23 protein-coding genes are annotated in these 24014 nt (G+C 60.7%); 17 read left to right on the top strand and 6 right to left on the bottom strand.

The features are described 5' to 3' along the window. Nucleotides 1–79 precede the first annotated feature (79 nt). Nucleotides 80–295, top strand: a complete 216-nt coding sequence (locus IF654_RS01515; RefSeq protein ID WP_047278502.1) for a dodecin — start codon at nucleotides 80–82, stop codon at nucleotides 293–295. Nucleotides 296–415: 120 nt separating this feature from the next. After that, on the top strand, nucleotides 416–637 hold the full coding sequence (locus IF654_RS01520; RefSeq protein ID WP_047278501.1) for a DUF1161 domain-containing protein: 222 nt from the start codon (nucleotides 416–418) through the stop codon (nucleotides 635–637). Nucleotides 638–691: 54 nt separating this feature from the next. Here the strand turns inward: IF654_RS01520 and rpiA are convergent, their stop codons facing one another. After that, nucleotides 692–1363 carry a ribose-5-phosphate isomerase RpiA gene (gene rpiA, locus IF654_RS01525; protein ID WP_047278499.1) on the bottom strand — a complete coding sequence of 224 codons (672 nt, stop codon included), beginning with the start codon at nucleotides 1361–1363 and terminating at the stop codon, nucleotides 692–694. Nucleotides 1364–1582: 219 nt separating this feature from the next. On the opposite strand from rpiA, the gene ilvA reads away from it, so the two are divergent. Beyond that, complete coding sequence (ilvA, locus tag IF654_RS01530; RefSeq protein ID WP_047278497.1) at nucleotides 1583–3097, top strand: threonine ammonia-lyase, biosynthetic; 1515 nt, start codon at nucleotides 1583–1585, stop codon at nucleotides 3095–3097. A gap of 40 nt (nucleotides 3098–3137) precedes the next feature. Then, on the top strand, nucleotides 3138–3566 hold the full coding sequence (locus IF654_RS01535) for a DUF2269 family protein (RefSeq protein WP_047281506.1): 429 nt from the start codon (nucleotides 3138–3140) through the stop codon (nucleotides 3564–3566). A 49-nt stretch (nucleotides 3567–3615) separates the two neighbouring features. Here the strand turns inward: IF654_RS01535 and IF654_RS01540 are convergent, their stop codons facing one another. Beyond that, nucleotides 3616–4272, bottom strand: a complete 657-nt coding sequence (locus IF654_RS01540) for a histidinol-phosphatase (protein WP_047281505.1) — start codon at nucleotides 4270–4272, stop codon at nucleotides 3616–3618. Nucleotides 4273–4415: 143 nt separating this feature from the next. Here IF654_RS01540 and IF654_RS01545 point away from each other — a divergent pair, with 143 nt between their 5' ends. Next, a complete protein-coding gene (locus IF654_RS01545) occupies nucleotides 4416–4895 on the top strand; it encodes an RNA pyrophosphohydrolase (RefSeq protein WP_047278492.1) in 480 nt (159 codons plus the stop codon). A 21-nt stretch (nucleotides 4896–4916) separates the two neighbouring features. Continuing rightward, complete coding sequence (ptsP, locus tag IF654_RS01550; RefSeq protein ID WP_047278490.1) at nucleotides 4917–7196, top strand: phosphoenolpyruvate--protein phosphotransferase; 2280 nt, start codon at nucleotides 4917–4919, stop codon at nucleotides 7194–7196. Nucleotides 7197–7232: 36 nt separating this feature from the next. Here ptsP and IF654_RS01555 read toward each other — a convergent pair whose 3' ends face one another. Further along, the gene (locus IF654_RS01555) at nucleotides 7233–7988 is read right to left on the bottom strand and encodes an NRDE family protein (protein WP_194862824.1); all 756 of its coding nucleotides are present in this window, start codon (nucleotides 7986–7988) and stop codon (nucleotides 7233–7235) included. A gap of 118 nt (nucleotides 7989–8106) precedes the next feature. On the opposite strand from IF654_RS01555, the gene IF654_RS01560 reads away from it, so the two are divergent. From IF654_RS01560 to IF654_RS01575, 4 genes are all read left to right on the top strand, one after another. After that, nucleotides 8107–8889 carry a sulfite exporter TauE/SafE family protein gene (locus tag IF654_RS01560; protein ID WP_047279198.1) on the top strand — a complete coding sequence of 261 codons (783 nt, stop codon included), beginning with the start codon at nucleotides 8107–8109 and terminating at the stop codon, nucleotides 8887–8889. Between the two features lie 12 nt (nucleotides 8890–8901). Continuing rightward, nucleotides 8902–9708 (top strand): prolipoprotein diacylglyceryl transferase, encoded by an 807-nt coding sequence (gene lgt, locus IF654_RS01565; RefSeq protein ID WP_047278487.1) that lies wholly within the window; start codon nucleotides 8902–8904, stop codon nucleotides 9706–9708. A gap of 49 nt (nucleotides 9709–9757) precedes the next feature. Further along, nucleotides 9758–10729: a thymidylate synthase gene (locus IF654_RS01570; protein ID WP_047283250.1), complete on the top strand. Its 972-nt coding sequence runs from the start codon at nucleotides 9758–9760 to the stop codon at nucleotides 10727–10729. A 169-nt stretch (nucleotides 10730–10898) separates the two neighbouring features. After that, nucleotides 10899–11747 (top strand): hypothetical protein, encoded by an 849-nt coding sequence (locus tag IF654_RS01575; RefSeq protein WP_194862823.1) that lies wholly within the window; start codon nucleotides 10899–10901, stop codon nucleotides 11745–11747. A 56-nt stretch (nucleotides 11748–11803) separates the two neighbouring features. Here IF654_RS01575 and cadR read toward each other — a convergent pair whose 3' ends face one another. Further along, nucleotides 11804–12253 (bottom strand): Cd(II)/Pb(II)-responsive transcriptional regulator, encoded by a 450-nt coding sequence (cadR, locus tag IF654_RS01580; protein WP_047278480.1) that lies wholly within the window; start codon nucleotides 12251–12253, stop codon nucleotides 11804–11806. 86 nt (nucleotides 12254–12339) lie between these two features. Here cadR and IF654_RS01585 point away from each other — a divergent pair, with 86 nt between their 5' ends. The 6 genes from IF654_RS01585 to IF654_RS01610 all read left to right on the top strand — a co-directional run bounded on the left by IF654_RS01585 (nucleotide 12340) and on the right by IF654_RS01610 (nucleotide 20633). Beyond that, nucleotides 12340–14625 carry a heavy metal translocating P-type ATPase gene (locus IF654_RS01585; protein WP_194862822.1) on the top strand — a complete coding sequence of 762 codons (2286 nt, stop codon included), beginning with the start codon at nucleotides 12340–12342 and terminating at the stop codon, nucleotides 14623–14625. A gap of 16 nt (nucleotides 14626–14641) precedes the next feature. Further along, a complete protein-coding gene (locus tag IF654_RS01590) occupies nucleotides 14642–15505 on the top strand; it encodes a LysR family transcriptional regulator (RefSeq protein WP_095009412.1) in 864 nt (287 codons plus the stop codon). Between the two features lie 114 nt (nucleotides 15506–15619). Beyond that, the gene (locus IF654_RS01595; RefSeq protein ID WP_047278474.1) at nucleotides 15620–16696 is read left to right on the top strand and encodes a putative 2-aminoethylphosphonate ABC transporter ATP-binding protein; all 1077 of its coding nucleotides are present in this window, start codon (nucleotides 15620–15622) and stop codon (nucleotides 16694–16696) included. 1 nt (nucleotide 16697) lies between these two features. Beyond that, on the top strand, nucleotides 16698–18422 hold the full coding sequence (locus IF654_RS01600) for a putative 2-aminoethylphosphonate ABC transporter permease subunit (protein ID WP_047281500.1): 1725 nt from the start codon (nucleotides 16698–16700) through the stop codon (nucleotides 18420–18422). A gap of 32 nt (nucleotides 18423–18454) precedes the next feature. Then, nucleotides 18455–19477, top strand: a complete 1023-nt coding sequence (locus IF654_RS01605) for a putative 2-aminoethylphosphonate ABC transporter substrate-binding protein (protein WP_047279493.1) — start codon at nucleotides 18455–18457, stop codon at nucleotides 19475–19477. A gap of 22 nt (nucleotides 19478–19499) precedes the next feature. Continuing rightward, nucleotides 19500–20633: a TIGR03364 family FAD-dependent oxidoreductase gene (locus IF654_RS01610; protein ID WP_194862821.1), complete on the top strand. Its 1134-nt coding sequence runs from the start codon at nucleotides 19500–19502 to the stop codon at nucleotides 20631–20633. A 26-nt stretch (nucleotides 20634–20659) separates the two neighbouring features. Here the strand turns inward: IF654_RS01610 and IF654_RS01615 are convergent, their stop codons facing one another. Then, nucleotides 20660–22024: a DUF3482 domain-containing protein gene (locus IF654_RS01615; RefSeq protein ID WP_194862820.1), complete on the bottom strand. Its 1365-nt coding sequence runs from the start codon at nucleotides 22022–22024 to the stop codon at nucleotides 20660–20662. Next, nucleotides 22017–23399, bottom strand: coding sequence for a DUF2868 domain-containing protein (locus IF654_RS01620; protein ID WP_194862819.1), 1383 nt, complete (start codon nucleotides 23397–23399; stop codon nucleotides 22017–22019). The genes IF654_RS01615 and IF654_RS01620 overlap by 8 nt, the downstream gene beginning before the upstream one ends. 91 nt (nucleotides 23400–23490) lie before the next feature. On the opposite strand from IF654_RS01620, the gene IF654_RS01625 reads away from it, so the two are divergent. Next, nucleotides 23491–24003, top strand: coding sequence for a dihydrofolate reductase (locus IF654_RS01625; protein ID WP_047279489.1), 513 nt, complete (start codon nucleotides 23491–23493; stop codon nucleotides 24001–24003). Nucleotides 24004–24014 lie beyond the last annotated feature (11 nt).

Here is a 24014-nt window from a genome sequence, read left to right on the forward strand (position 1 = left end):
TAAACCTGAACTTTTCCTTTCGCATCGCTTCCCAAGTATTCAGCACATTCGCTGCGAGTAACGATAAATGGAGAACGTTATGTCTGACCATCACACCTACAAGAAAATCGAACTGGTAGGCTCGTCCCCGAGCAGCATAGAAGACGCCATCAGTAATGCACTGGCCGAGGCCAACAAAAGCATCAAGCACATGGAGTGGTTCGAAGTGCTGGAGACTCGCGGGCACATCAAGGACGGCAAAGTGGCGCACTACCAGGTGACCCTTAAGGTCGGATTCCGCATCGCCAGCAGCTGAGTCGCGCAATCCTTTTGAACTTGTGAGCTGGCCGTTTGCCATAAACTCCGCTACACCGTCTGGGTGCGACGCTGCACAAGCGCGGCGCACCCTTTTTGTTTTGAACAGGGGATGTGACGGATGAAGAAGATTTTAGTGGCTGTCGGTTTGATGACACTGGCGAGCACAGCCTTTGCCGCAAAAGACTGCGGTGAGCTGAAAAGCGAAATTGCCGCCAAACTAGACGCCAAGGGTGTTCCACACTACTCGCTGGAGATCGTGGACAAGGGCGCTTCGGCTGATGGCAAAGTGGTCGGCACCTGCGGCGGTGACACCAAAGAAATCGTTTACAAGCGCGGATAAGTCAACGCGTACAAAAAAGCCGACGCATGCGTCGGCTTTTTCATGCCTGAGGTTTTATTTCGACAGGGTTTTTACGCCTTCTGGTGTGCCCAGCAACAGCAAATCCGCAGGCCGTGCCGCGAACAAACCGTTCGTCACCACGCCCACGATGGCGTTGATTTGACGCTCCAGTTCCACCGGGTTGGTGATCTGCATGTTGAACACGTCAAGGATGATATTGCCGTTGTCGGTGATGACACCTTCGCGGTAAACCGGGTCGCCGCCCAGTTTGACCAACTCGCGGGCCACGTGGCTGCGGGCCATCGGGATCACTTCGACCGGCAGCGGGAACGCACCCAGCACTGGCACCAGCTTGCTGGCGTCGGCGATGCAGATGAAAGTCTTGGCAACGGCGGCCACGATCTTCTCGCGGGTCAGGGCTGCGCCACCGCCCTTGATCAGGTTCAGGTGCTCGTCGCTCTCGTCGGCGCCGTCCACGTAGAACTCCAGGTCGCTGACGGTGTTGAGTTCATACACCGGAATTCCGTGGCCCTTGAGGCGTGCGGCGGTGGCTTCGGAGCTGGCGACGGCGCCGTCGAACGCGCCTTTGTGTTGGGCCAGTGCGTCGATGAAGCAGTTGGCCGTGGAGCCGGTGCCGACCCCCACGATGCTCTTGTCATCCAGTTTTGGGAGGATGAAATCGACAGCCGCTTGGGCGACGGCCTGTTTGAGTTGATCCTGGGTCATGCGGGCTCCGGGGCGGGAAGGGGAACAGAAGGCCGGCATTATACGGACAAGCGTTGAGCTGTGGGCGTGGTCTGACAACGGGTGCGACCCTGTGCCCTGTTCCTTTAGCAGAGGGTCAGGATGAGGAGGCGGTATAAACCTCCCATTTCGTGTGGTCGGCCGCGTAAACGCTGGGGTAGACTCCCGGGTCCCTGCTAACTCGCACAGTGACGCTTTCCGATGCTCGAACAGTACGTTAAGAAGATCCTCAACTCGCGCGTTTATGACGTGGCCGTTGAAACGCCCTTGCAAGCCGCCAACCAGCTGACCGAGCGGTTGGGCAATCAGATTTGGCTTAAACGCGAAGATCTGCAGCCTGTGTACTCGTTCAAGATTCGTGGCGCTTACAACAAGTTGATGCACCTGAGCGACGCCGAGCGCGCGTGTGGCGTGGTCACGGCTTCTGCGGGCAATCACGCTCAGGGCCTGGCGCTGGCCGCCAAAAAGCTGGGGGTCAAGGCCACCATCGTGATGCCCAAAACCACGCCCGAGATCAAAATCGAAGGCGTGCGTTCCCGTGGTGGCATTGTGGTGCTGCACGGCGATTCGTTCCCCGAGGCGCTGGCGTACTCACTGCAATTGGTGGAGCAAAAAGGCTACGTCTACGTGCATCCCTACGATGACCCGCACACCATCGCCGGGCAGGGCACCGTGGCGATGGAAATTCTGCGCCAGCACCCGGCGCCGCTGGACGCGATTTTCGTGCCGGTGGGCGGCGGCGGGCTGATTGCAGGGATCGCCGCGTACGTGAAGTACTTGCGGCCGGACATCAAGGTCATTGGCGTGGAGCCGGACGATTCCAACTGCCTGCAAGCCGCCATGGCCGCGGGCGAGCGCGTGGTGTTGCCGACCGTGGGCATCTTTGCCGATGGCGTGGCCGTCGGCCAGATTGGCCAGCACACCTTTGATATCTGCAAAGACTACGTGGATGAAGTCATCACGGTCAGCACAGACGAGATCTGTGCTGCCATCAAGGATATCTTCGACGATACCCGCTCGATCACCGAACCTGCCGGTGCGCTGGGTGTGGCCGGGATCAAGAAATACGTCGAGCAGCGTGGCGTGAAGGGCCAGACGCTGGTTGCGATCGACTCGGGCGCCAACGTCAACTTCGACCGTTTGCGCCATGTGGCCGAACGCGCGGAGTTGGGTGAAGGCCGTGAAGCCATCATCGCGGTGACCATTCCTGAAGAGGTCGGCAGTTTCAAGGCGTTCTGCCAGGCGATCGGCAAGCGTCAGATCACCGAATTCAACTACCGCTACCACACCGGCCGTGAAGCGCACATTTTTGTCGGCGTGCAGACGCACCCGGTCAACGATCCGCGCAGCGCCTTGCTGGCGAGCTTGCGCGAGCAAGGCTTCCCGGTGGTGGACCTGACCGACAACGAACTGGCCAAGTTGCACATCCGCCACATGGTGGGCGGGCACGCCGACAAAGTCAGTGATGAGCAGTTGTTCCGCTTCGAATTCCCGGAACGCCCCGGTGCCTTGTTCAACTTCCTCAACAAACTGGGTGGGCGCTGGAATATCTCGATGTTCCATTACCGCAACCATGGCGCCGCAGATGGCCGGGTGATGGCCGGGTTGCAAGTGCCTGCGGACGAGCGTCATCTGGTGCCTGCCGCGCTGGCGGACATTGGCTATCCGTACTGGGATGAAAGTGATAACCCGGCCTATCAGCTGTTTCTTGGCTGATAGGCGCTAAGCTGAATGAACCGTTCAAGGAAGCAATGACATGGAAACCTTCACCGCGTTGAAGCTGTTGCATGGGGTGTCGACACTGCTGCTGTTCGTCTGCGCCATTGCGTTGCTGGTGGTGGTTATTCGCCGTAACCGGGCCGGGGATAAAGACGTGTCGGGTGGCGCGTTGCGACGCCCGTGGGGCTTTGTCTGGGCTTTGATGGGGCTGTGCCTGCTGGCCTTGCCCGTCAGCGGGTGGTGGCTGGTGCATCTGGCGGGTTGGCCGTTGAGTCAACTGTGGTTGCTGGCGGGTAGTTGCTTGTACCTGTTGGGCTCGCTGAGCTGGGTGTGGCTGGTGGTCAGGCTCAATCGCTTGCGGTTGGGGCGCGTGGCCAAACACCCTCGTTTCACGCTGCTGTTGGCGATTTTTTGTGCCGTTTGCTTTGTCGCCATCGCCGGTTTGATGGGCGCCAAGCCGGTTTAAGCCGTGTGCTGAACCCGACGAGCCCCTCTGCAAAGAGGGGCTTTTGCATTCAGTCGCGCAGCGACATGACCTTCCAGCCACGTTTGATGGCTTCGGCCAGCAGGTTGGGGTCCGGGTCGACGGCTACTGGATGGGTGACACATTCCAGCAACGGCAGGTCGTTCATCGAATCACTGTAAAAGTAGCTGTCTTCGAGGGTGTGGCCGTTTTCTGCCATCCAGCGTGTCAGGCGCGTGACCTTGCCTTCTCGAAAGCACGGAACGTCAGCGCTGCGGCCGGTGTAGCGGCCATCGACGATCTCGCACTCGGTGGCGATCAAATGTTCCACGCCCAAGTGCCTGGCAATCGGCGCGGTGACCACGCGATTGGTGGCGGTAATGATGACCAGCGTATCGCCAGCTTCGCGGTGTTGGGCCAGCAGCGCCTGGGCCTTGGGCAGCATCAACGGCTCGATGCAGTCGCGCATGAATTCACGGTGCCACTGATCCAGTTGCGCCATGTCATGGCGGCCGAAGATTTCCATGCTGAAATTCAGGTAGGCCGCGTTATCGAGTGTGCCTGCCAGGTAATCCTGATAAAACGCGTCGTTGCGCGCTTTGTAGGCCTCACCGTCGAGAATGCCGCGTTCGCACAGGTAATCGCCCCATGCGTGGTCGCTGTCGCCGCCTAAAAGGGTGTTGTCCAAGTCGAATAAAGCCAGACGCATTGCAATTACCCGCTGAGCTGTCGGTTGAAAGGCCACAAGAATACGGTCTTTTAAGAAGAGTGCACATAAGACAGGGTGGCGCGTTGCTGCGTTCACAACCTTTGTGGAACAATGCGGCGACATGCGTTTGCGAGGTTGTTGCCGTGATCGACCCCGATGGTTTCCGTCCTAATGTCGGGATTATTCTGACAAATGATGCTGGTCAGGTACTTTGGGCTCGCCGAATCAATCAAGACGCGTGGCAGTTTCCACAGGGCGGTATCAACCCTGATGAGACGCCAGAGGACGCCTTGTACCGTGAGCTGAACGAAGAAGTTGGCCTTGAACGCGAAGATGTAGAAATACTCGCCTGCACGCGAGGCTGGTTGCGCTATCGTTTGCCGCAACGTTTGGTCCGTACCCACAGCCAGCCGCTGTGCATCGGCCAGAAGCAGAAGTGGTTTTTGCTGCGCCTGATCTCTAACGAGCAGCGGGTGCGGATGGATTTGACCGGTAAACCGGAATTCGATGGCTGGCGCTGGGTCAGCTATTGGTATCCGTTGGGCCAGGTGGTGACATTCAAGCGCGAGGTCTACCGTCGCGCTCTCAAAGAGCTTGCCCCGCGCCTTTTAACGCGCGCCTGACACGGAGTTCGACCCCGAGCCATGCTCAATACGCTGCGCAAGATCGTCCAGGAAGTTAACTCCGCCAAGGATCTCAAGGCGGCGTTGGGGATTATTGTGTTGCGCGTCAAAGAGGCCATGGGCAGTCAGGTCTGCTCGGTCTATTTGCTTGATCCAGAGACCAACCGTTTTGTGTTGATGGCCACCGAGGGCTTGAACAAGCGCTCGATCGGCAAGGTCAGCATGGCGCCCAACGAAGGCCTGGTCGGCCTGGTGGGCACCCGTGAAGAACCTCTGAACCTCGAAAACGCCGCCGATCACCCGCGCTATCGCTACTTTGCCGAGACCGGTGAAGAGCGTTATGCCGCCTTCCTGGGCGCGCCGATCATCCACCACCGCCGTGTGGTCGGTGTTCTGGTGATCCAGCAAAAAGAACGTCGCCAGTTCGACGAAGGCGAAGAAGCCTTTCTGGTCACGATGAGCGCGCAACTGGCCGGGGTGATCGCCCACGCTGAAGCCACCGGCTCGATTCGCGGCCTGGGGCGTCAGGGCAAGGGCATCCAGGAAGCCAAGTTTGTCGGCGTGCCCGGTTCCCCCGGCGCAGCGGTCGGCACGGCGGTGGTCATGCTGCCCCCGGCCGATCTCGACGTGGTGCCCGACAAGGCCATCACCGACATCCCGGCGGAAATCGCCCTGTTCAAGACCGCCCTCGAAGGCGTGCGCAATGACATGCGTGCCGTGTCGAAAAAACTCGCCACGCAACTGCGCCCCGAAGAACAGGCGCTGTTCGACGTTTACCTGATGATGCTCGACGACGCGTCACTGGGCAGCGAAGTCAAAAATGTAATCAAGACCGGTCAGTGGGCCCAGGGCGCGTTGCGTCAGGTGGTGACGGACCACGTCAACCGTTTCGAATTGATGGACGACGATTACCTGCGCGAGCGGGCGTCGGATGTGCGCGACCTGGGTCGGCGGCTGCTGGCCTATTTGCAGCATGATCGAAAACAAACCATGGTCTACCCCGACCACACGATCCTGGTCAGTGAAGAGCTGACGGCAACCATGCTTGGCGAGGTGCCCGAGGGCAAACTGGCCGGTCTGGTCTCGGTACTGGGCTCGGGCAACTCCCACGTGGCGATCCTGGCCCGGGCCATGGGTATCCCGACCGTCATGGGCCTGGTGGACCTGCCGTATTCCAAGGTCGACGGCATTCAGATGATCGTCGACGGCTATCACGGCGAGGTCTACACCAACCCCAGTGAACTGCTGCGCAAGCAATACGCCGACGTGGTGGAAGAAGAGCGTCAGTTGTCCCAGGGCCTCGATGCCCTGCGCGAACTGCCGTGCATCACCCCGGACGGGCACCGCATGCCGCTGTGGGTCAACACCGGCTTGCTGGCCGATGTGGCACGGGCGCAACAGCGCGGCGCAGAAGGCGTAGGTCTGTACCGCACCGAAGTGCCGTTCATGATCAATCAGCGCTTTCCGAGCGAAAAGGAGCAGCTGGCGATTTATCGCGAGCAACTCGCCGCCTTCCATCCGCAACCGGTGACCATGCGCAGCCTGGACATTGGCGGCGACAAGTCACTGTCGTACTTCCCGATCAAAGAAGACAACCCGTTCCTCGGCTGGCGCGGGATTCGCGTCACCCTCGATCACCCGGAAATCTTTCTGGTTCAGGCCCGGGCCATGCTCAAGGCCAGCGAAGGCCTGAACAACCTGCGTATTTTGTTGCCGATGATCTCTGGCACGCACGAACTCGAAGAAGCCCTGCACTTGCTGCACCGTGCCTGGGGCGAAGTGCGCGATGAAGGCACCGATGTGCCGATGCCCCCCATCGGTGTGATGATAGAAATCCCCGCAGCGGTTTACCAGACCCGGGAACTGGCGAGGCAGGTGGACTTCCTGTCTGTCGGTTCCAACGACCTTACCCAATACCTGCTGGCGGTGGACCGCAACAACCCGCGCGTTGCCGACTTGTACGACTACCTGCACCCGGCGGTGCTGCAAGCCTTGCAATCGGTGGTGCGCGATGCCCACGCCGAAGGCAAGCCTGCCAGCATCTGCGGCGAAATGGCGGGCGATCCGGCGGCGGCGATCCTGTTGATGGCCATGGGCTTCGACAGCCTGTCGATGAACGCCACCAACTTGCCGAAAGTGAAATGGATGCTGCGTCAGGTTGAACTCAGCCGTGCCAAGGAGCTGCTGGCCGAAGTCATGACCATCGACAACCCACAGGTGATTCGTAGCACCGTGCAACTGGCCCTGAAAAACATGGGCCTGACCCGCATGATGAACCCGGCGGCCATCAAGCCGTATTAACAACCGCCTCACCCGGCCCTCTCGCACAGGAGCGGATCAGGGTGAGGGCTGCTCCAGCCTGACTTCCCCCAGGCGCCCGCCATTGGGCCCGAAGCTGTGTTCCACCATCACCCTTGAACCGTCAGCGTTAACAATCAGTGCCGTGCTGGCACGGGTGCCGTAGGTGGTGCTGGCAATAAAGATACTCGACAGCAAATGCTCCGTGGCCAGCCCCACACCGGTATCGGGCAGCTCACTGAATGAGGCAGTCTGTCGATCTTCCAGAATGGCCAGCAACGCTTGCGGGTCGGGTGCGTTTAACACGTCGCCGAGCGCGGCCCTGGCTTTCACTAATTTGGGCCACGGTGTGTCCAGTCCGGCGTTGGACAGGCCATAAACCCCCGAATTCAGGCGCACCGGGGCGACGTCCCTGGAATTGAAATGCCAGAGCTCGTTGCGGGTGCCCACCAGCAAATTGAAGCCAGCGTAATTCACTGATTGTTGACTAACGTCGTTTAAATACTCGGCAGTCGATTGATTCCCGCCTAAAAAGCGCGCAACCAAATCCCCCCGCGAACGCCGTGTAGGCGGTTTGTGCGGTTCGCGAATATTGGTCAAAGCCGCAAAGCGGCCGTTCGCGCCAACGCCCAGCCACGTGCCGCCTGCCTCCAGATCACGCCCGGCATACACGTGCGGCGCATCGACCCACTGCGCAAGGGGCCTGGCGGGGCGGGCATAAAATTCATCCCGGTTCGCCGCCACCACCAGCGGCTGTGCATGGCCGGGGCGCCACGCGAAGACAATCAGGCACATGGTCAGTCCTTAATGTTTTTTTAACCCCTGTACTTATAGATTGCTCAGGCGTCTCGCGCCATGTGTGGAGCCCAAGCCCTTGCTCCGTTACCATGCGGGTCAAATTTGGGGGGGCGTCATGGAATTTCTGCTCTATCTGGTGCTGGGAGGCTTTGCCGGGGTATTGGCCGGTTTGTTCGGGGTCGGGGGCGGCATCATCATCGTCCCGGTGCTGGTGTTCAGTTTCACCTTGCAGGGCTTCAACCCCGAGGTGCTGACCCATCTGGCCGTGGGCACCTCATTGGCCACGATCATCTTTACTTCGATCAATTCGATCCGCGAACACCACCGCAAAGGCGCGGTGCGCTGGCCACTGTTTGTGTGGATGGCGCTGGGCATTTTGATCGGCGCGGGCATCGGTGCGCTGACGGCCGAAGCGATTGCCGGTCCTCATTTGCAGAAAATCATTGGCGTTTTTGCCTTGGTCATCGCCGTGCAAATGGCGCTTGAACTCAAACCCAAAGCCAGCCGAACGGTGCCGGGTAAAGTCGGTCTGACCCTCGCGGGCACCGTGATTGGCTGGGCGTCGGCGATTTTCGGGGTGGGCGGTGGCTCCTTGACCGTGCCGTTCCTGAGCTGGCGCAGTGTGCCGATGCAGCAAGCCGTGGCCACGTCGGCCGCTTGCGGGCTGCCGATTGCGTTGGTAGGTGCATTAAGTTTCATGATCATCGGCTGGCACAACCCCGACCTGCCCGCGCATAGTCTCGGGTTTGTGTATTTGCCGGCGCTGCTCGGGATTGCCCTGACCAGCATGTTTTTCGCCCGTTTTGGTGCGCGTTTGGCCCACACACTATCGCCGCGCTTGCTGAAACGGCTGTTTGCCGCACTGTTGTTCTGTGTCGGTTTGAGTTTCCTGATCTAACAAGGAGTCGCAATGCTGCCTTACCCGCAGATTGACCCGGTGGCATTGGCCATCGGCCCGCTGAAAATCCATTGGTACGGCTTGATGTACCTGATCGGCATTGGCGCCGCCTGGCTGATCCTGTCGCGCCGCCTGAACCGCTTCGACCCGACCTGGACCAAAGAGAAACTCTCCGACCTGGTGTTTTGGGTGGCCATGGGCGTGATCGTCGGCGGGCGATTGGGCTATGTGTTGTTTTACGACCTGAGCGCTTATATCGCCAACCCGCTGCTGATCTTTGAAGTGTGGAAGGGCGGCATGGCGTTCCACGGCGGGCTGATCGGCGTGATGCTGGCGACCTGGTGGTTCGGCAAGCGCAACAACAAGTCGTTCTTCCAGATCATGGACTTTATTGCGCCGGTGGTGCCGATTGGCCTGGGTGCCGGACGTATCGGCAACTTCATCAATGCCGAGTTGTGGGGCAAGGCGAGCGACGTGCCCTGGGCGATGATTTTCCCGACCGATCCGCAGCAACTGGCGCGTCACCCGTCGCAGCTTTACCAGTTCGCCCTCGAAGGTGTGGCACTCTTCCTGATTCTGTGGCTGTACTCGCGCAAACCGCGCCCGACCATGGCCGTTTCCGGCATGTTCGCCCTGTTCTACGGGATTTTCCGTTTCATCGTCGAGTTCGTCCGCGTGCCGGATGCTCAGCTAGGCTATCTGGCGTTCGGCTGGGTGACGATGGGTCAAATTCTCTGCATCCCGATGATTCTCGGTGGCCTGTTCTTGATCTGGTGGGCGTACCACCGCGATCCGGCGGCCCGCCAAGCAGCGCAATAAATTCGAATCGCAGGGCTGCGCGGCCCTGCATTCAAACGGTAGGAAAACCATGAAGCAATATCTCGACCTCGTTGCCGACGTCATTAAAAACGGCACCCTGCAAGCCAACCGTACCGGTGTGAAGACCATCAGTCTGCCCGGCGCCATGTTGCGCTACGACCTCAAGGAAGGCTTTCCGGCCATCACCACCCGACGCATGGCGTTCAAATCGGCCATTGGCGAGATGTGCGGTTTCTTGCGTCCGGTCAACAGCGCGGCTGACTTCCGCGCCCTGGGCTGCAAAGTCTGGGACCAGAACGCCAATGAAAACGCCCAGTGGCTGGCCAACCCGTTCCGTCAGGGTGAAGACGACCTTGGCGAAATCTATGGCGTGCAATGGCGCAAATGGCCCGCGTACAAGCAGGTTGCCCGCAGCAATCGGGCGGCCATCGAACTTTGCCTGAGCCAGGGCTACCGCCAGATCGCTGAAGGTGAAGAAGACGGCCAACCGTACGTGGTGCTCTACAAGGCCATCGATCAGGTGCGCCAGTGCGTCGACACGATCATCAACGACCCGGGCAGCCGCCGTATCCTGTTCCACGGCTGGAACTGTGCCCAGCTCGACGAAATGGCTTTGCCGCCGTGCCACTTGCTGTACCAGTTCCACCCGAACGTCGAGACCCGGGAAATCTCCCTGACCCTCTACATTCGCTCCAACGACCTGGGCCTGGGCACGCCGTTCAACCTGACGGAAGGCGCTGCCTTACTGAGCCTGATCGGCCGCTTGACCGGCTATACGCCGCGCTGGTTCACCTACTTCATTGGCGATGCCCACGTGTATGAAAACCACCTGGACATGCTCAACGAACAACTGACCCGCGAGCCGTTCCCGATGCCCAAACTGGTGATTTCGGAGCGCGTGCCCGAGTTTGCCAAGACGGGTGTGTACCAGCCTGAATGGCTGGAGCTAATCGAGCCGAGCGACTTCAGCCTCGAAGGCTATCAGCACCATGCGCCCATGACCGCGCCGATGGCGGTGTAACTCACCCTCCCGATCCCGCGCCGCGTCCAACCCTGGCGTTGTACGCGGCATTATGGGTGCTTGGATCTATACCGAAAGAGTCTATTCAACTGTTAGTTATGACAGTTACTGATAAAGCAGAAGCATGTTTATTTGGCTCTTCAATTGCGATGTAACTGGAGAGCCTGTCATGACGCATAAAGATGAATTAAACACTGAAGGTTTCTGGCTGAGCGAAAAAGTTGGCACAGCGATAAAACGTGATATCCGGACGAGTGGTAAAAGTGTCCGGGCTGGTTTATTCCCGCCACAGGTCATATACCTCTACGAGGAGGAATATTTTTATTTTGGTGTCACTGCGCCCGAGGGGGTGGTCATTGCGCAGGAAATAATCGGACATCCGTTTTTTAGAAATGCAATAACGGTATTCATAGATACAGATGTACCAGAGATTGAAGTCGGCGACACAGTTCGGGCGGTCTGGACTGTACTCTCGGCAGACGATTTTTATGAATATCGATCGGACCCCGTGCGTGTTGAGAGCAAACAAGAGGGTGTGCTGATCACCTTGCCTGACACCGAGGCTGTCCAATTTGTAGGGAAGAAATCCGAAATTGTCTATTTCCATATGCCACAAGCGGGGGGTGTCACACCTTCGCTTGGAACGTTGGTGTATGTCGCACCCTCATTGGGGCCTAAACCCATCCTGAAGGTAATGGGTGTGGTTGATGGTGTTCTGGATACGAAGGCTCACCCGGATGGCATTAAAGTCATTATTGATCCCATTGCCAACATGCACCGATATAACGCGCTGGAGATCCGCTGGACACAGGACTCCGGTATTTGGGTCGACTCTCAACACAAAATGACCGTTTACCCAGACCAATCAATGGAATTCACGATCCCCCCGGTTGTCTATCAGCCCCATGTCGGCAAGCACGTATTAGTGCGGTACTTTATTTTTCTTGGGGCGAATATGAGCCCGAATCTGAGGTGGTCAGCTAGTACTCTCACGTACGCTGAATTCGACTTGATTTGACCGCTTCAAACAGTCAATTAATAACGCTTTCTTGTTAATTGACTGTACTTTACCCATCAATGCCCGTGGCTTCTGCCCACATGGCTCGGTTCGCCTTCTGGCGCAGCCACTGAACCGCTGACCTCCAGACGCTGCAATATCGCACACTGATCCTTCTCCGGGCCTTCGCCACAGCGTTGGCGCAGGTCGAGCAGCTGTGTCTGCAAGGCCTGCAAGCCATCAATTCGCGCTTTCACGTGCTGGATGTGCTCGTCGATCAGCGCGTTGACGCTTTCGCATTGGTCCTGCGGGCTGTCGCGCAGGTTCAGCAGGCTGCGGATCTCTTCAAGGGTCATGTCCAGGCTGCGGCAATTGCGGATAAACGTGAGTCGCTCAACGTGTGTCTGGGTGTACAACCGATAATTACCCTCACTGCGCGCCGGCTCCGGCAGCAGCCCTTCGCGCTCGTAATAACGGATAGTTTCGACCTGACAGTCGGTCAATTTCGCCAGTTCCCCGATTTTCATTACGCCTCTCTCCGACAGGTTGCTTGACCCTATAGTGGCTACAGGGTCTTTACTTGGCAACAAGCACCTTTTCTGGACGCACCCTGATGAGCGATTCCATCCACACCCCGCACAAACCGCACGCTGATCACGATCACGATCACGATCACGATCACGATCACGATCACGATCACGATCACGGCGCCACGCATGAGCTTGAGGCCCATGCCCACAGTTGCTGTTCGGCGGCAGAAGGTCCGAGCGTGATTAAACTCAGCGCTGCGCCCACGGCAGGCGCCCGGCTGAGCAGCTTCCGCATTGAAGCGATGGACTGCCCGACCGAACAGACGCTCATTCAAAACAAACTGGGCAAGCTGGGGGGTGTGCAGCAACTGGAATTCAACCTGATCAACCGCGTGCTCGGCGTGACCCACGACCTGCCGTCTACCGACCCTATAGTCGAGGCGATCAAGTCCCTCGGCATGCAGGCCGATCCGTTGGAATCGGGCAGCGATAGTCCGCCTGCGCCGGTCGAGAAAAAACACGCGTGGCCGCTTGCAGTGTCCGGCGTGGGAGCACTGGCTGCGGAAGTGCTGCACTTCACGAATGCCGCGCCGACTTGGGTGATTGCGCTGGTGGCGCTGGTGTCGATCTTCAGCGGCGGTCTGACCACCTACAAGAAGGGCTGGATCGCCCTGAAAAACCTCAACCTGAACATCAACGCGCTCATGAGCATCGCTGTGACCGGTGCCATCTTGATTGGCCAATGGCCTGAAGCGGCGATGGTGATGTTCCTGTTTACCGTGGCCGAGCTGATCGAAGCCAAATCCCTCGACCGCGCCCGCAATGCCATCGGTGGCCTGATGCAAATGGCGCCTGACAAAGCCACGGTGCAGCAGGCAGACGGCGGCTGGCTTGAGCTGGACGTCAAAGACATCGCCCTGGAGGCCATCGTGCGCGTGCGCCCTGGTGAGCGCATTGGCTTGGATGGCGAAGTGGTGTCAGGCCGTTCAACCATCGATCAGGCGCCCATCACCGGCGAAAGCCTGCCGATTGAGAAGACCGTGGGCGATAAAGTCTTCGCCGGCACCATCAATCAGGCGGGATCATTGGAGTACCGCGTCACAGCGGCGGCCAACCACTCCACGCTGGCGCGCATCATCCATGCCGTGGAACAAGCCCAAGGTGCCCGGGCCCCGACCCAGCGTTTCGTCGACAGCTTCGCCAAAATCTACACGCCTGTGGTGTTTCTGTTGGCGCTGGCCGTGGCCGTAGTTCCGCCGTTACTCATGGGCGGCTTGTGGTTTGACTGGGTTTACCGCGCGCTGGTGCTGTTGGTGGTGGCGTGCCCGTGCGCGCTGGTGATTTCGACCCCCGTGACCATCGTCAGCGGGCTGGCGGCTGCGGCGCGCAAAGGCATCCTGGTCAAAGGGGGGGTTTACCTCGAAAGCGGTCACACACTCGACTACCTGGCGCTGGATAAAACCGGCACCATCACCCACGGCAAGCCGGTGCAAACCGATTACCTGCCGCTGGACCCGCTGGTGGCTGACAGTGCCGTATTGCTGGCCGCCAGCCTGGCCTCGCGTTCCGATCACCCGGTGTCGCTGGCAGTGGCCAATGCCGCTGTGGATAAAAAACAGGCGTGGCGCGCTGTGGATAACTTCACCGCACTGGCCGGGCGTGGCGTGCGGGGCGAAATCGACGGCACGCTTTATCACTTGGGCAACCATCGTCTGGTGGAAGAACTGGGCCTGTGCTCCCCTGAGCTGGAAGAAAAACTGTTCGCCCTGGAGCAGCAGGGCAAGACGGTGATCCTGTTGTGCGACAGCGCAGGCCCCATGGCGCTGTTTGCCGTTGCCGACACGGTCAAGGCCTCCAGCCGCGAAGCGATTGCCGAGTTGCACGCGCTGGGCATCAAAACCCTCATGCTGACCGGTGACAACCCGCACACGGCCAAGGCCATTGCCGCGCAAGTGGGCATCGACGAAGCGCAAGGCAACCTGCTGCCGGAGGACAAACTGAAGGCCATTGAAGCGCTGTATGCCAAAGGCCATCACGTAGGCATGGTCGGTGACGGGATCAACGACGCCCCGGCCCTGGCACGGGCCGAAATCGGTTTCGCCATGGCGGCGGCAGGCACCGATACGGCGATAGAAACGGCCGATGTCGCCCTGATGGACGACGATCTGCGCAAAATCCCGGCATTCATTCGCCTGTCACGTCAAACGTCCAGCATCCTTAAGCAGAACATCGCGTTGGCGCTGGTCATCAAAGCGATCTTTCTTGCGGTAACCTTCCTCGGTCTGGCCACCATGTGGATGGCCGTGTTTGCCGACATGGGCGTAAGCCTGTTGGTGGTGTTCAACGGGTTGCGCCTGTTGCGCAAATAGATCAAGAGAGGCCGCAGTGCTGAGTGCCGAGCTGAAAGCGTTTTACCGGGTGGCCCAATTGGGCAGCATGACGCAGGCTGCGAAAAAGCTCGGGCTCAGCCAGCCGACGGTGACCACGCAGATTCGCCAGCTTGAAAGCCAGTACGCCGTGGAGCTGTTCTACCGTGGAGGACGCCGTCTGACCTTGACCGAAGACGGCGTGCGCTTGATGCCGATGGTCAAGGCGTTACTCCAGCAAGAAGCGGACATCGAATTCTTCCTGCGCAACAGCGGCCAGGGCACGGGCGCATTGCGTATCGCCGCGACCGCGCCGTATTACATCCTCGATCTGGTCAAAGCCTTTCGCGAGCGTTTGCCGCAGATCGACGTGTCGGTGGACATCGGCAATTCGCAGCAAGTCCTGGAGGCGCTGGAGGAGTATCGCGTCGACATTGCGGTGTCCTCGCAACTGCTGGAAGACCCGCGTCTGATACGCCGCGTACTGGGCTCGGACCCGCTGGTACTGGCGGTACATCGCAATCACCCGCTGGCCGCGCTGGATCATGTGCCGCTCAGTGCATTGGCCGGGCATTGCCTGTTGATGCGCGAACAGGGTTCGACCACCCGTCGTCTGACTGAAGACCTGCTAGCCACCGCCGGTATGGGCTTTGGCCCGCTGCTGGAGATCGGCAGTCGCGAGTCCATTCGTGAAGCCGTTTTGCGCAACATAGGCATCAGCATCATCGCCCGTCAGGAAGTGCCGCACGATCCCCAGTTGCGGGTGCTGACGCTGGAAAACGCGCCCGTGATTCACGAATACCTGTACTGCCTCAAAGAGCGAAAGGCGGCGCGTTTGCCAGCGGCCTTCCTGGGGTTGGCGCAGGAAATGTCGGGCTGCTGAAAAGTCCCTCACCCAAATCCACCAATACCACTATCGGCAGCTTTTGCCTTGCTGCCACATCTTGTACGCATTGCCTCTCTAGGATGACGCTCATCTGCTTGATGAGGTGCATCCATGAACCGCTCCAACGCAACCGTTTTGTCCCAACCCGGCGTGCCGATGCAGGTGCGCAATGTGAGCAAACGCTTCGGCGCGTTCACCGCGCTGGATGATGTGTCGCTGGATGTGGCCGCAGGCGAGCTGGTGTGTCTGCTCGGGCCGTCCGGCTGCGGCAAGACCACGCTGCTGCGTTGCATTGCCGGGCTCGAACGCCAGGACAGCGGCGTGTTGTACCTAGGCAGCCGCGATGTCTCCGACCTCGCCCCTCAAGCACGGGATTACGGGATTCTGTTTCAGTCCTACGCCTTGTTTCCCAATCTCAGCGTCGAAGCCAACATCGCCTACGGGCTGGCGGGCAGCAATCGCGACGTAGTGCGCAAACGGGTCTGCGAAATGCTGGCACTGGTGGGCCTGACCGGCAGCGAGAAGAAATTCCCCGGCCAGCTCTCGGGCGGTCAGCAACAACGTGTCGCACTGGCCCGGGCACTGGCGCCGTCGCCTTCGCTGCTGTTGCTCGATGAACCCATGTCGGCCCTGGATGCCAGAGTGCGCGAGCATTTGTGTACCGAGCTGCGTCAATTGCAGCGCCAGCTCGGCATCACCACGCTGATGGTCACCCACAATCAGGACGAAGCCATGCTGATGGCCGACCGTATTGCGGTGATGAACCATGGCAAGGTCGAGCAATACGACACGCCCCAGGCGATTTACAACCGGCCCGCCACGCCGTTTGTGGCCGAGTTTGTCGGGCAGGGCAATTGGCTGCCGTTCCAGCGCAGCAGCGACAGCCATGCACAGGTCGGCGGCCTGAACGTGCGGCTGGCGGATGATACCGGCCATGCCGCCTCAGGGCGGTTGTTCTGCCGGCCCGAAGCAATCACTGTTAATCCGGTGCTGCATCAGGAAAACCTGTTTCCCGCCCGTGTGCGGGAGATCACCTTCCTCGGCAACCGCTGCCGCATGCGCTTTGAGCTCAACCATTTGCCGGGTCATGCGCTGATGGCCGAAGTGAGCAGCCATGACCTGCCGCGCCTCGGTAATCAGGACATTGTGGTCGCCTTGCCGCCCGCCAGTTTGCAGGTGTTTGCCTGAGATGGCCGCGGACATGGCGTTGCCACTGCCCGGCAAATTGACTCACCGCTTGTCGCGTGCCGAACTCGGCGACCGGATTTTCGTGGTCGGCGGCAAATGGCTGTTATTGCTGCTGTTGGTCGTCGCGGTGTTGATGCCGTTGCTGGCGATCTTCTGGCGCGGCTTCAGCGCAGAAGACGGGCAGGGCGGCGGCTGGGCGGCGGCACGGGCGCTGTTGGTCAGTGACAACTTTCATTGGTTGCTCGGCAACAGCCTGAAGGTTTCGCTGAGCGTGGCGGTGATTGTCGTACCGCTGGCCTACCTGTTTGCCTACGCGTTGCAACGCACTCTGATCCCCGGCAAACGTGTCTGGCGCGGGCTATCGCTGTTGCCGTTGATGGCCCCGTCCATGCTGCCGGGTATTGCGCTGGTCTACCTGTTCGGCAATCAGGGCCTGTTGCGCGGTCTGATGCCGGACAACATTTATGGCTTTTGGGGGATTGTGCTGGGGGAGGCGATTTACACCTTTCCGCATGCCCTGATGATTTTGCTGTCGGCCCTGTCGCTGGCCGATGCTCGCCTGTTCGATGCCGCGTCCAGCATGGGCGCCGGACCATTCAAAGCGTTTCGCAGCATCACCTGGCCCGGCACACGCCAAGCCGTGTTTGCCGCGTTCTGTCTGGTGTTCACCCTGACCATCACCGATTTTGGCGTGCCCGTGGTGGTGGGGGGCGACTATCAGGTGCTGGCGCTGGAAGCCTACAAAGCCGTGGTCGGGCAGCAACAATTCGGCCGGGGTGCCTTGATCGGCATGGTCTTGCTGCTGCCTGCGCTGTTCAGTTTTGGCGTCGATGCGTGGCTGCGCCGGCAACACGGCGATGCCATGAGCGGCCGCGCTCACGTCTTCACACCGGCGCCGGGCAAGGTGCGCGACGGTTGTTATCTGGCCATCGTGCTGCTGATGTGCGCGGTCTTGCTGACGGTGTTCGGCATGGCGGTGTATTCGTCGCTGGTCACGTTCTGGCCCTACAACCTGTCGCTCTCGCTCAACCACTATCAATTCAACGACACGGCCGGGGGCGGCTGGCTGGCCTATCGCAACAGCCTGACCATGGCACTGTGGACGGCGTTGATCGGCAGCGCAGTGATCTTCACCGGCGCGTACCTGATGGAGAAAACCAAGAGCCAGAAGGGGCTTAACCTGGCCCTGCGCATGCTCAGCTTTGTGCCCATGGCCGTGCCGGGCCTCGTGTTGGGGTTGGGCTACGTGTTCTTTTTCAACCTGACCGGCAACCCGCTGCATGTGCTGTACGGAACCATGACGCTGTTGGTGGTGTGCACCATTGCTCACTATTTGACCACTGCGCAAATGACCGCCACCACGGCCCTGCGCCAACTGGATGCCGAGTTCGAAGCCGCCGCGTTATCGCTCAAGGCCCCGCTGTATCGCCATTACCTGCGGGTCACGGTGCCGATCTGCCTGCCGGCGCTGCTGGACATCGTGCGTTATCTGTTTGTATCGGCCATGACCACCGTGTCGGCCGCGATTTTCCTCTACAGCCCCGACACCCTCCTCGCGGCGGTGGCCGTGCTGAACATGGATGACGCGGGCAACGTGGGCGGCGCCGCCGCCATGTCGACCCTGATTCTGTTGACCTCGGCGGGTGTCTCCCTGCTGCTGGCCGCTGCCTCACGCGGCTTGCTGCGCCGTTCGCAAGCCTGGCGCCAAGGCGCCCCGGCGCAATGATCCGTCCTTCACTCACTCAAAGGAACCGCACCATGTTCAAGCCTCTTGCCCTTGTCGCTGCTGTCCTCACGGCTTTTAGCGTCAACGCGTTTGCTGCCAACACCCAGTTGACCGTGTACACGGCCCTCGAAGCCGAACAGCTCAACACTTACAAAAAAGCCTTCGAAAAGGCCAACCCGGACGTGGAAATCAAGTGGGTGCGTGACTCCACCGGCATCATCACTGCCAAACTGCTGGCCGAGAAAGCGCGTCCACAGGCGGATGCGGTGTGGGGGCTGGCGGCATCCAGTCTGGCGATCCTCGACCAGCAAGGGATGTTGCAACACTACGCGCCCCACGACCTGGGCAAGATCGGCCCGAACTACCGCGACGCGGCCAACCCGCCGGCCTGGGTGGGGATGGACGTGTGGGCCGCGACGATTTGCTTCAACACCATCGAGGCTGAAAAACAGGGCCTGACCAAGCCCGTGAGCTGGCAAGACCTGACCCGGCCCGAATACAAGGGCAAAATCGTGATGCCTAACCCGGCGTCATCCGGGACGGGGTTTCTGGACGTGAGCGCATGGCTGCAAACCTTCGGTGAAAAGCAGGGCTGGCAGTACATGGACGATCTGCACCAGAACATCGGGCAATACGTTCACTCTGGCTCCAAGCCCTGCAAGTTGGCGGCTGCGGGTGAATTCCCGATCGGTATTTCGTTTGAATACCCGGCCGTGCAGCTCAAGCGCCAGGGCGCGCCGCTGGACATCGTTTTGCCCAAAGAAGGCCTGGGTTGGGAGATCGAGGCCACGGCGGTGATCAAAGGCACGCCCCACGAAGAGGCGGCGAAAAAGCTGGCAGACTTCTCTGCCAGCCCTGAAGCCATGGAGCTGTACAAAGAGAACTTTGCGGTATTGGCCCAGCCGGGGATCGCCAAGCCGCAGACCGAACTGCCTGCCGACTATGAGCAGCGTTTGATCAAAAACGACTTCGCCTGGGCCTCGAAAAACCGCGACCAGATTTTGACCGAGTGGCGTAAGCGTTACGACGGCAAGACTGAAAAAGCCGCGCAGTAAAGGGCCATCCGAGGAGTTCGCTATGTCCGATTCCAACTCGATTCTGATCGTCGGTGCCGGGATTCTTGGCCTGTCCCACGCCTACGCGGCAGCCCGGCGCGGCCTCAAGGTGCGGGTGTTCGAGCGCACGGCCACGCCACTGGGCGCGTCGGTGCGCAACTTCGGTCAAGCGCTGGTCACGGGTCAGCCACCCGGCGAAATGCTGGACCTGGCCCGCGCCAGCCGCAGCATGTGGGCAGACTGGTCCCGGCAGGCGGGCTTCGACCTCAAGCGCAACGGCTCGTATCTGTTCGCCCGCACCGAAGCCGAAGAACAACTGCTCGATGCGTTCTGTCAGGGCCGCGCGCAGGAACATGGCTACCGTGCCGAATGGCTCGGCGCCCGTGATCTCGGCACCCTGTATGGCGGCCAGTTCAAGCATCACCGCGCCGCGTTGCATGGCCTGGACGACCAACAAGTCTATTCCCGCGAAGCCATTCCGGCGTTGATCGAGTACCTGCGCAACGCGCTGGGCGTCATGTTTCATTTCTCAACCCTGGTGCGCGACGTCGAACCGGGCGTGGTGCACACCACCGCAGGCAGCTTCAAAGGCGCGCAGGTGATTGTCTGTTCGGGCCACGATTACCAAACCCTGCTGGCAGCGCCCATGGCGCAACTCGCGCCTAAAGTCTGTCGCCTACAAATGTTGCGTGTGCGCCCGCAGGTGGCGTTGAACCTGCAACATGCTTTGCTCACGGGCCTGAGCTGCGTGCATTACGGGGCATTTGCAGATTTGCCAGAGGCCGCCGCAGTGCAGGAGGAGATTCTGCGCAACAGCCCTCATCTGGACGATCACGGTATTCACCTGCTGATCAGCCCGACCCCTTATGGCGATTTGATCGTCGGGGATTCTCACGAATACGGCGACGATCCATCGCCTTTCAACGGCGAACAGGTTGATGACTGGATGCTGCAACTGTGTGAAGACACCCTCGGCTGTCGCGTGCAGGTCGTAGAACGCTGGCAAGGGGTGTACGGCGCCAAAGGGGCCAGACCTTTCTCATGGCTGGACGTGGCACCGGGCCTGCATGCCGCGCTCATGCACACCGGGGTGGGCATGAGCATCGGGCCCGCCATGGCCGAGGGCAATATCGCCCGCATGCTGCAGGAGGCGTGACGCGGCTGACGTGCGGGCGCTTGGGCTCAGATCTGTTCGGCCAACGCTTCAATCTGCTCCTGACGCTCAGCCTGGCTCAGCTTCGGGTGCGGGTTGAGTGACGACCACTGCGGGTGCGCCCGCGCCTTGTTCAGCGCTTCTGGCAGCTTGCCTTCGCGCCAGGTGGTCTCTTGCGGCGTGGCGACCTTGATGCTGTCGACGGCGGCATGCCCTCGGGCGTTCAGCGCATGCAGCAATTGGCGTTGGCGCAAGGCCAGCAGGCGCAGCACGCTGTCGTCCACGGTCAGTTCGCGCTGGCCTTTGATTTTGCCCAGCAAGCGGCTGCCATAACTGCGCGCGGTTTGCAGGGCGCCACCGGCAATGGCCCCGGCCAACGCTGCCGCGCCCAGCGTCAGGCCACCCACCATCAAGTCCACGCCCGCACCTGCCGCGGCGCCTGCGGCAATACCGCCGCCCACGCGCACGCCCAGTTGTTTGAGGGTTTCGGGGTTGAACAAGTCATCGCCCCAGCGCCCGTCCAGCAGTGGCAAATCACTGGCCGCAGCGTCGCTGGCGCGAAAACCGTAGAGCTTGAGCAGGGCTTCCACGCAACGTTGCTCGCGCTGGCGAACGGCCTGACGCAGTTGATGAATGGCCTCCTGTTCAGCCGTTTTGTCGCTGACCACGCTGCGTCGACAGGCCGCGCAGTCGATCAGCAATTCGGCAATCAGGCGCAGCGCGCTGTGCTTGCGGGCCTCGCGCTGGGCTTGCAGATCGGTGACCAGGCGCTGCAGCGCGTCCCGTGAGTGCTCCAGCAGCAGCGCAAGGCTTTCATACAGGCGCCGTTCGCCATCCTCGGGCGGGGCGACGCTGTCGAAACGCACCAGTGCATGCAAACCGAGGCGCGCCAGGGCGTCGCGCCACTCGGGTTCGCGCTGTTGTGGACTGCTGACGAAATTGAGCACCGGCAGCAGCGGTTTGCCGCAACTGGCCAGCACGCTGAGTTCGTCACGGTATTTGGCCAACACCGGTTCGCGGGCATCGATCACGTAGAGCCCGGCGTCCGAAGCCAGCAGTTGGCGCAGGACTTTGGCCTCTTGCTCGAAACGCTGTCTGGCCTCGCTGCCTTCCAGGAAGCGCGCCACTCGGGCCGGGCCGTCCAGGCGTTCACCGGGGTGGTCGAGGCGCTCCAGGTAGTCGAGCAGGGCGATGGCATCTTCCAGCCCCGGCGTGTCGTACAACTCCAGTAAGGCTTCGCCGTCCACTGACAGGCGCGCCCCTTCAACGTGCCGGGTGGTGCTGGGGCGATGGGAGACTTCGCCAAAGCCGACATCCCGGGTGAGGGTGCGCAAAAGCGAGGTCTTGCCGACATTGGTGTGGCCGACCACGGCCAGCGTCAGAGGCTTAGTCATGGCCCGTCTCCAGCCAGTTCAAGGGCGCGCTGGCGGCAAAGGGCAGGCCCAGTTGCTCCAGCGCGGCATGCCAGTCACTCAGACGGTCAGCGTCCAGCGCCTGACCGGGCGGAGCTTGCAGCAACCAGACCCGCGTGGCGGCGGCACTGCGCGCCAGTTCACCGATCAACGCCAGGCTGCCGCGGTCCGGTGAGCGCCGCGGATCACAGGCAATTGCCAGGCGCGCGGGCGGGAAGCGAGTCATTTGCTCCAGCAGGGTTTGCCGTGACTCGCGGCTGTCGAGGATGCCAGCGTCTTTGACCGAGGCAGGCAAGGCGGGCGGCCACGGCTGTTGGTCGTCGAGTTCGAGGCCCACGATCAGTGCGCCATCGGTTTGCAGTGCCGACTGCCCGGCCTGCACGTGATGCAACTGTTCGGGCGCGCTGTCGTTGACACCCAGGCGCTCGCTGCTGGGCATCAAGGGTTCGCGCAGTTGGCTGTAGCCGGGCAAGGTGAGGTCCAGCTGCAAGGTGTCGCGTCCGGTTTTCCAGCGCCAGCGGCAGAAAACGTAGAGCAGCAGGCGCGGGATCACGCCATAGATCAGAACAACGCCGACCAGCCAGATCGCCCAGGACTGACGAACCAACTCGTTGTTGTAGAGACTGCTGTCCGTGCTGACGAGGATCATCTCCACGGTGGGCACGCTGAAACCCAGCCAGTTCGGCAGTGCGCCCAACCCCCGTGTGGCGGCGACGAACACATCGGCGCCGAGGATCGTGGTCTCCCAGATAAACCCGTAGCGGCGCGTGGCCATGAGCAACAACATCATCACCAGCGCGCTGAGCATGGCCAGCAGCCACAGGCCATTGACCAGCGCGCCAACGGCCCAGCGATTGAGCTTGCGCCGTTGCAGCAACAGCACTAACGCGGGGCCAAGCTGTGCAGCCTTGGCATCGCGGGCGAGTTTTTCACTGAGCCATAGCCACAATCGGCCCAGACCCGCGCCGTGCTCACCGGCACACACCAGGCCGACCACCCAGCTCAGTAGCAGGATCAGGTTGAGCCCGAGCAAACTGCCCAGCGCCCAAAACACGTTGACCGGGGTCTGGCCATTGCCCAGCGCCGCAAAGGCCAGCCCGGCACCGCTGACGACAGCCATCACCGCGAGCACCAACAAGGCCAGCCGCGCGCCTTGCAGCCAATGCAGCATGGCGCTGAGCAAACCGTCGCGCTCGGCCAGCCACAGGGCCCGGTTTTCAATGCGTGCGGGCAAGTCGCCGCCAGTAGTGCGGGCGCGGCGGTTGGCTTCCAGATCATCCAGCGGGCCTGCATGTGCTTCGCGCAGACGCACGGTTTCAGTCAGCCAAAGGCGTTGCAAAGGAGAGAGTTGAGTCACAGGCCGATCCATTCAAGTGAGCCAAGAGCATAACCGCTGCGGCGCCGGACGGGGTACTGCGGGCGCGGGTCGCTCTGGTATCCTCGCCCCCATGAAAAAAACACTCCCCCTCAGCCTGATCGCAGCCCTCGGTGAAAACCGCGTGATCGGCGTCGACAACAGCATGCCGTGGCATTTGCCGGCGGATTTCAAATATTTCAAGGCCACCACCCTGGGCAAGCCCATCATCATGGGGCGTAAAACCTGGGACTCGCTGGGCCGCCCCTTGCCGGGCCGGTTGAACCTTGTCGTCAGTCGTCAGACCGGCTTGCAACTCGAAGGTGCCGAGGTGTTCGCCTCCCTCGATGCCGCCGTCGCGCGCGCCCAGGCCTGGGCGGTGGAACAGGGTGTCAGCGAAGTGATGTTGATTGGGGGCGCGCAGTTGTACACCCAGGGTCTGGCGGATGCCGACCGGTTGTACCTGACGCGTGTGGGCCTGAGCCCGGAAGGCGACGCGTGGTTTCCTGAGTTTGATCAAGCGCAGTGGACATTGGTGTCCAACGAGCCGCATGCGGCTGAAGACGGAAAACCGGCGTTCAGTTTTGAAGTGTGGGAAAGGGCTTAAGCAAGCATTGA

The sequence above is a fragment of the Pseudomonas lundensis genome, from assembly GCF_015377145.2.
Lineage (GTDB): Bacteria > Pseudomonadota > Gammaproteobacteria > Pseudomonadales > Pseudomonadaceae > Aquipseudomonas > Aquipseudomonas lundensis.

Bases quoted from the DNA above. Each gene is read 5' to 3' on its own strand.
- IF654_RS01540 (WP_047281505.1), bottom strand. From the start codon at position 4,272: ATGCGTCTGGCTTTATTCGACTTGGACAACACCCTTTTAGGCGGCGAC.
- IF654_RS01615 (WP_194862820.1), bottom strand. From the start codon at position 22,024: ATGACTAAGCCTCTGACGCTGGCCGTGGTCGGCCACACCAATGTCGGC.
- IF654_RS01595 (WP_047278474.1), top strand. From the start codon at position 15,620: ATGAACCGCTCCAACGCAACCGTTTTGTCCCAACCCGGCGTGCCGATG.
- IF654_RS01555 (WP_194862824.1), bottom strand. From the start codon at position 7,988: ATGTGCCTGATTGTCTTCGCGTGGCGCCCCGGCCATGCACAGCCGCTG.
- ptsP (WP_047278490.1), top strand. From the start codon at position 4,917: ATGCTCAATACGCTGCGCAAGATCGTCCAGGAAGTTAACTCCGCCAAG.
- IF654_RS01600 (WP_047281500.1), top strand. From the start codon at position 16,698: ATGGCCGCGGACATGGCGTTGCCACTGCCCGGCAAATTGACTCACCGC.
- IF654_RS01570 (WP_047283250.1), top strand. From the start codon at position 9,758: ATGAAGCAATATCTCGACCTCGTTGCCGACGTCATTAAAAACGGCACC.
- IF654_RS01575 (WP_194862823.1), top strand. From the start codon at position 10,899: ATGACGCATAAAGATGAATTAAACACTGAAGGTTTCTGGCTGAGCGAA.
- IF654_RS01585 (WP_194862822.1), top strand. From the start codon at position 12,340: ATGAGCGATTCCATCCACACCCCGCACAAACCGCACGCTGATCACGAT.
- IF654_RS01560 (WP_047279198.1), top strand. From the start codon at position 8,107: ATGGAATTTCTGCTCTATCTGGTGCTGGGAGGCTTTGCCGGGGTATTG.
- cadR (WP_047278480.1), bottom strand. From the start codon at position 12,253: ATGAAAATCGGGGAACTGGCGAAATTGACCGACTGTCAGGTCGAAACT.
- IF654_RS01535 (WP_047281506.1), top strand. From the start codon at position 3,138: ATGGAAACCTTCACCGCGTTGAAGCTGTTGCATGGGGTGTCGACACTG.
- rpiA (WP_047278499.1), bottom strand. From the start codon at position 1,363: ATGACCCAGGATCAACTCAAACAGGCCGTCGCCCAAGCGGCTGTCGAT.
- IF654_RS01605 (WP_047279493.1), top strand. From the start codon at position 18,455: ATGTTCAAGCCTCTTGCCCTTGTCGCTGCTGTCCTCACGGCTTTTAGC.
- lgt (WP_047278487.1), top strand. From the start codon at position 8,902: ATGCTGCCTTACCCGCAGATTGACCCGGTGGCATTGGCCATCGGCCCG.
- IF654_RS01520 (WP_047278501.1), top strand. From the start codon at position 416: ATGAAGAAGATTTTAGTGGCTGTCGGTTTGATGACACTGGCGAGCACA.
- ilvA (WP_047278497.1), top strand. From the start codon at position 1,583: ATGCTCGAACAGTACGTTAAGAAGATCCTCAACTCGCGCGTTTATGAC.
- IF654_RS01625 (WP_047279489.1), top strand. From the start codon at position 23,491: ATGAAAAAAACACTCCCCCTCAGCCTGATCGCAGCCCTCGGTGAAAAC.
- IF654_RS01515 (WP_047278502.1), top strand. From the start codon at position 80: ATGTCTGACCATCACACCTACAAGAAAATCGAACTGGTAGGCTCGTCC.
- IF654_RS01610 (WP_194862821.1), top strand. From the start codon at position 19,500: ATGTCCGATTCCAACTCGATTCTGATCGTCGGTGCCGGGATTCTTGGC.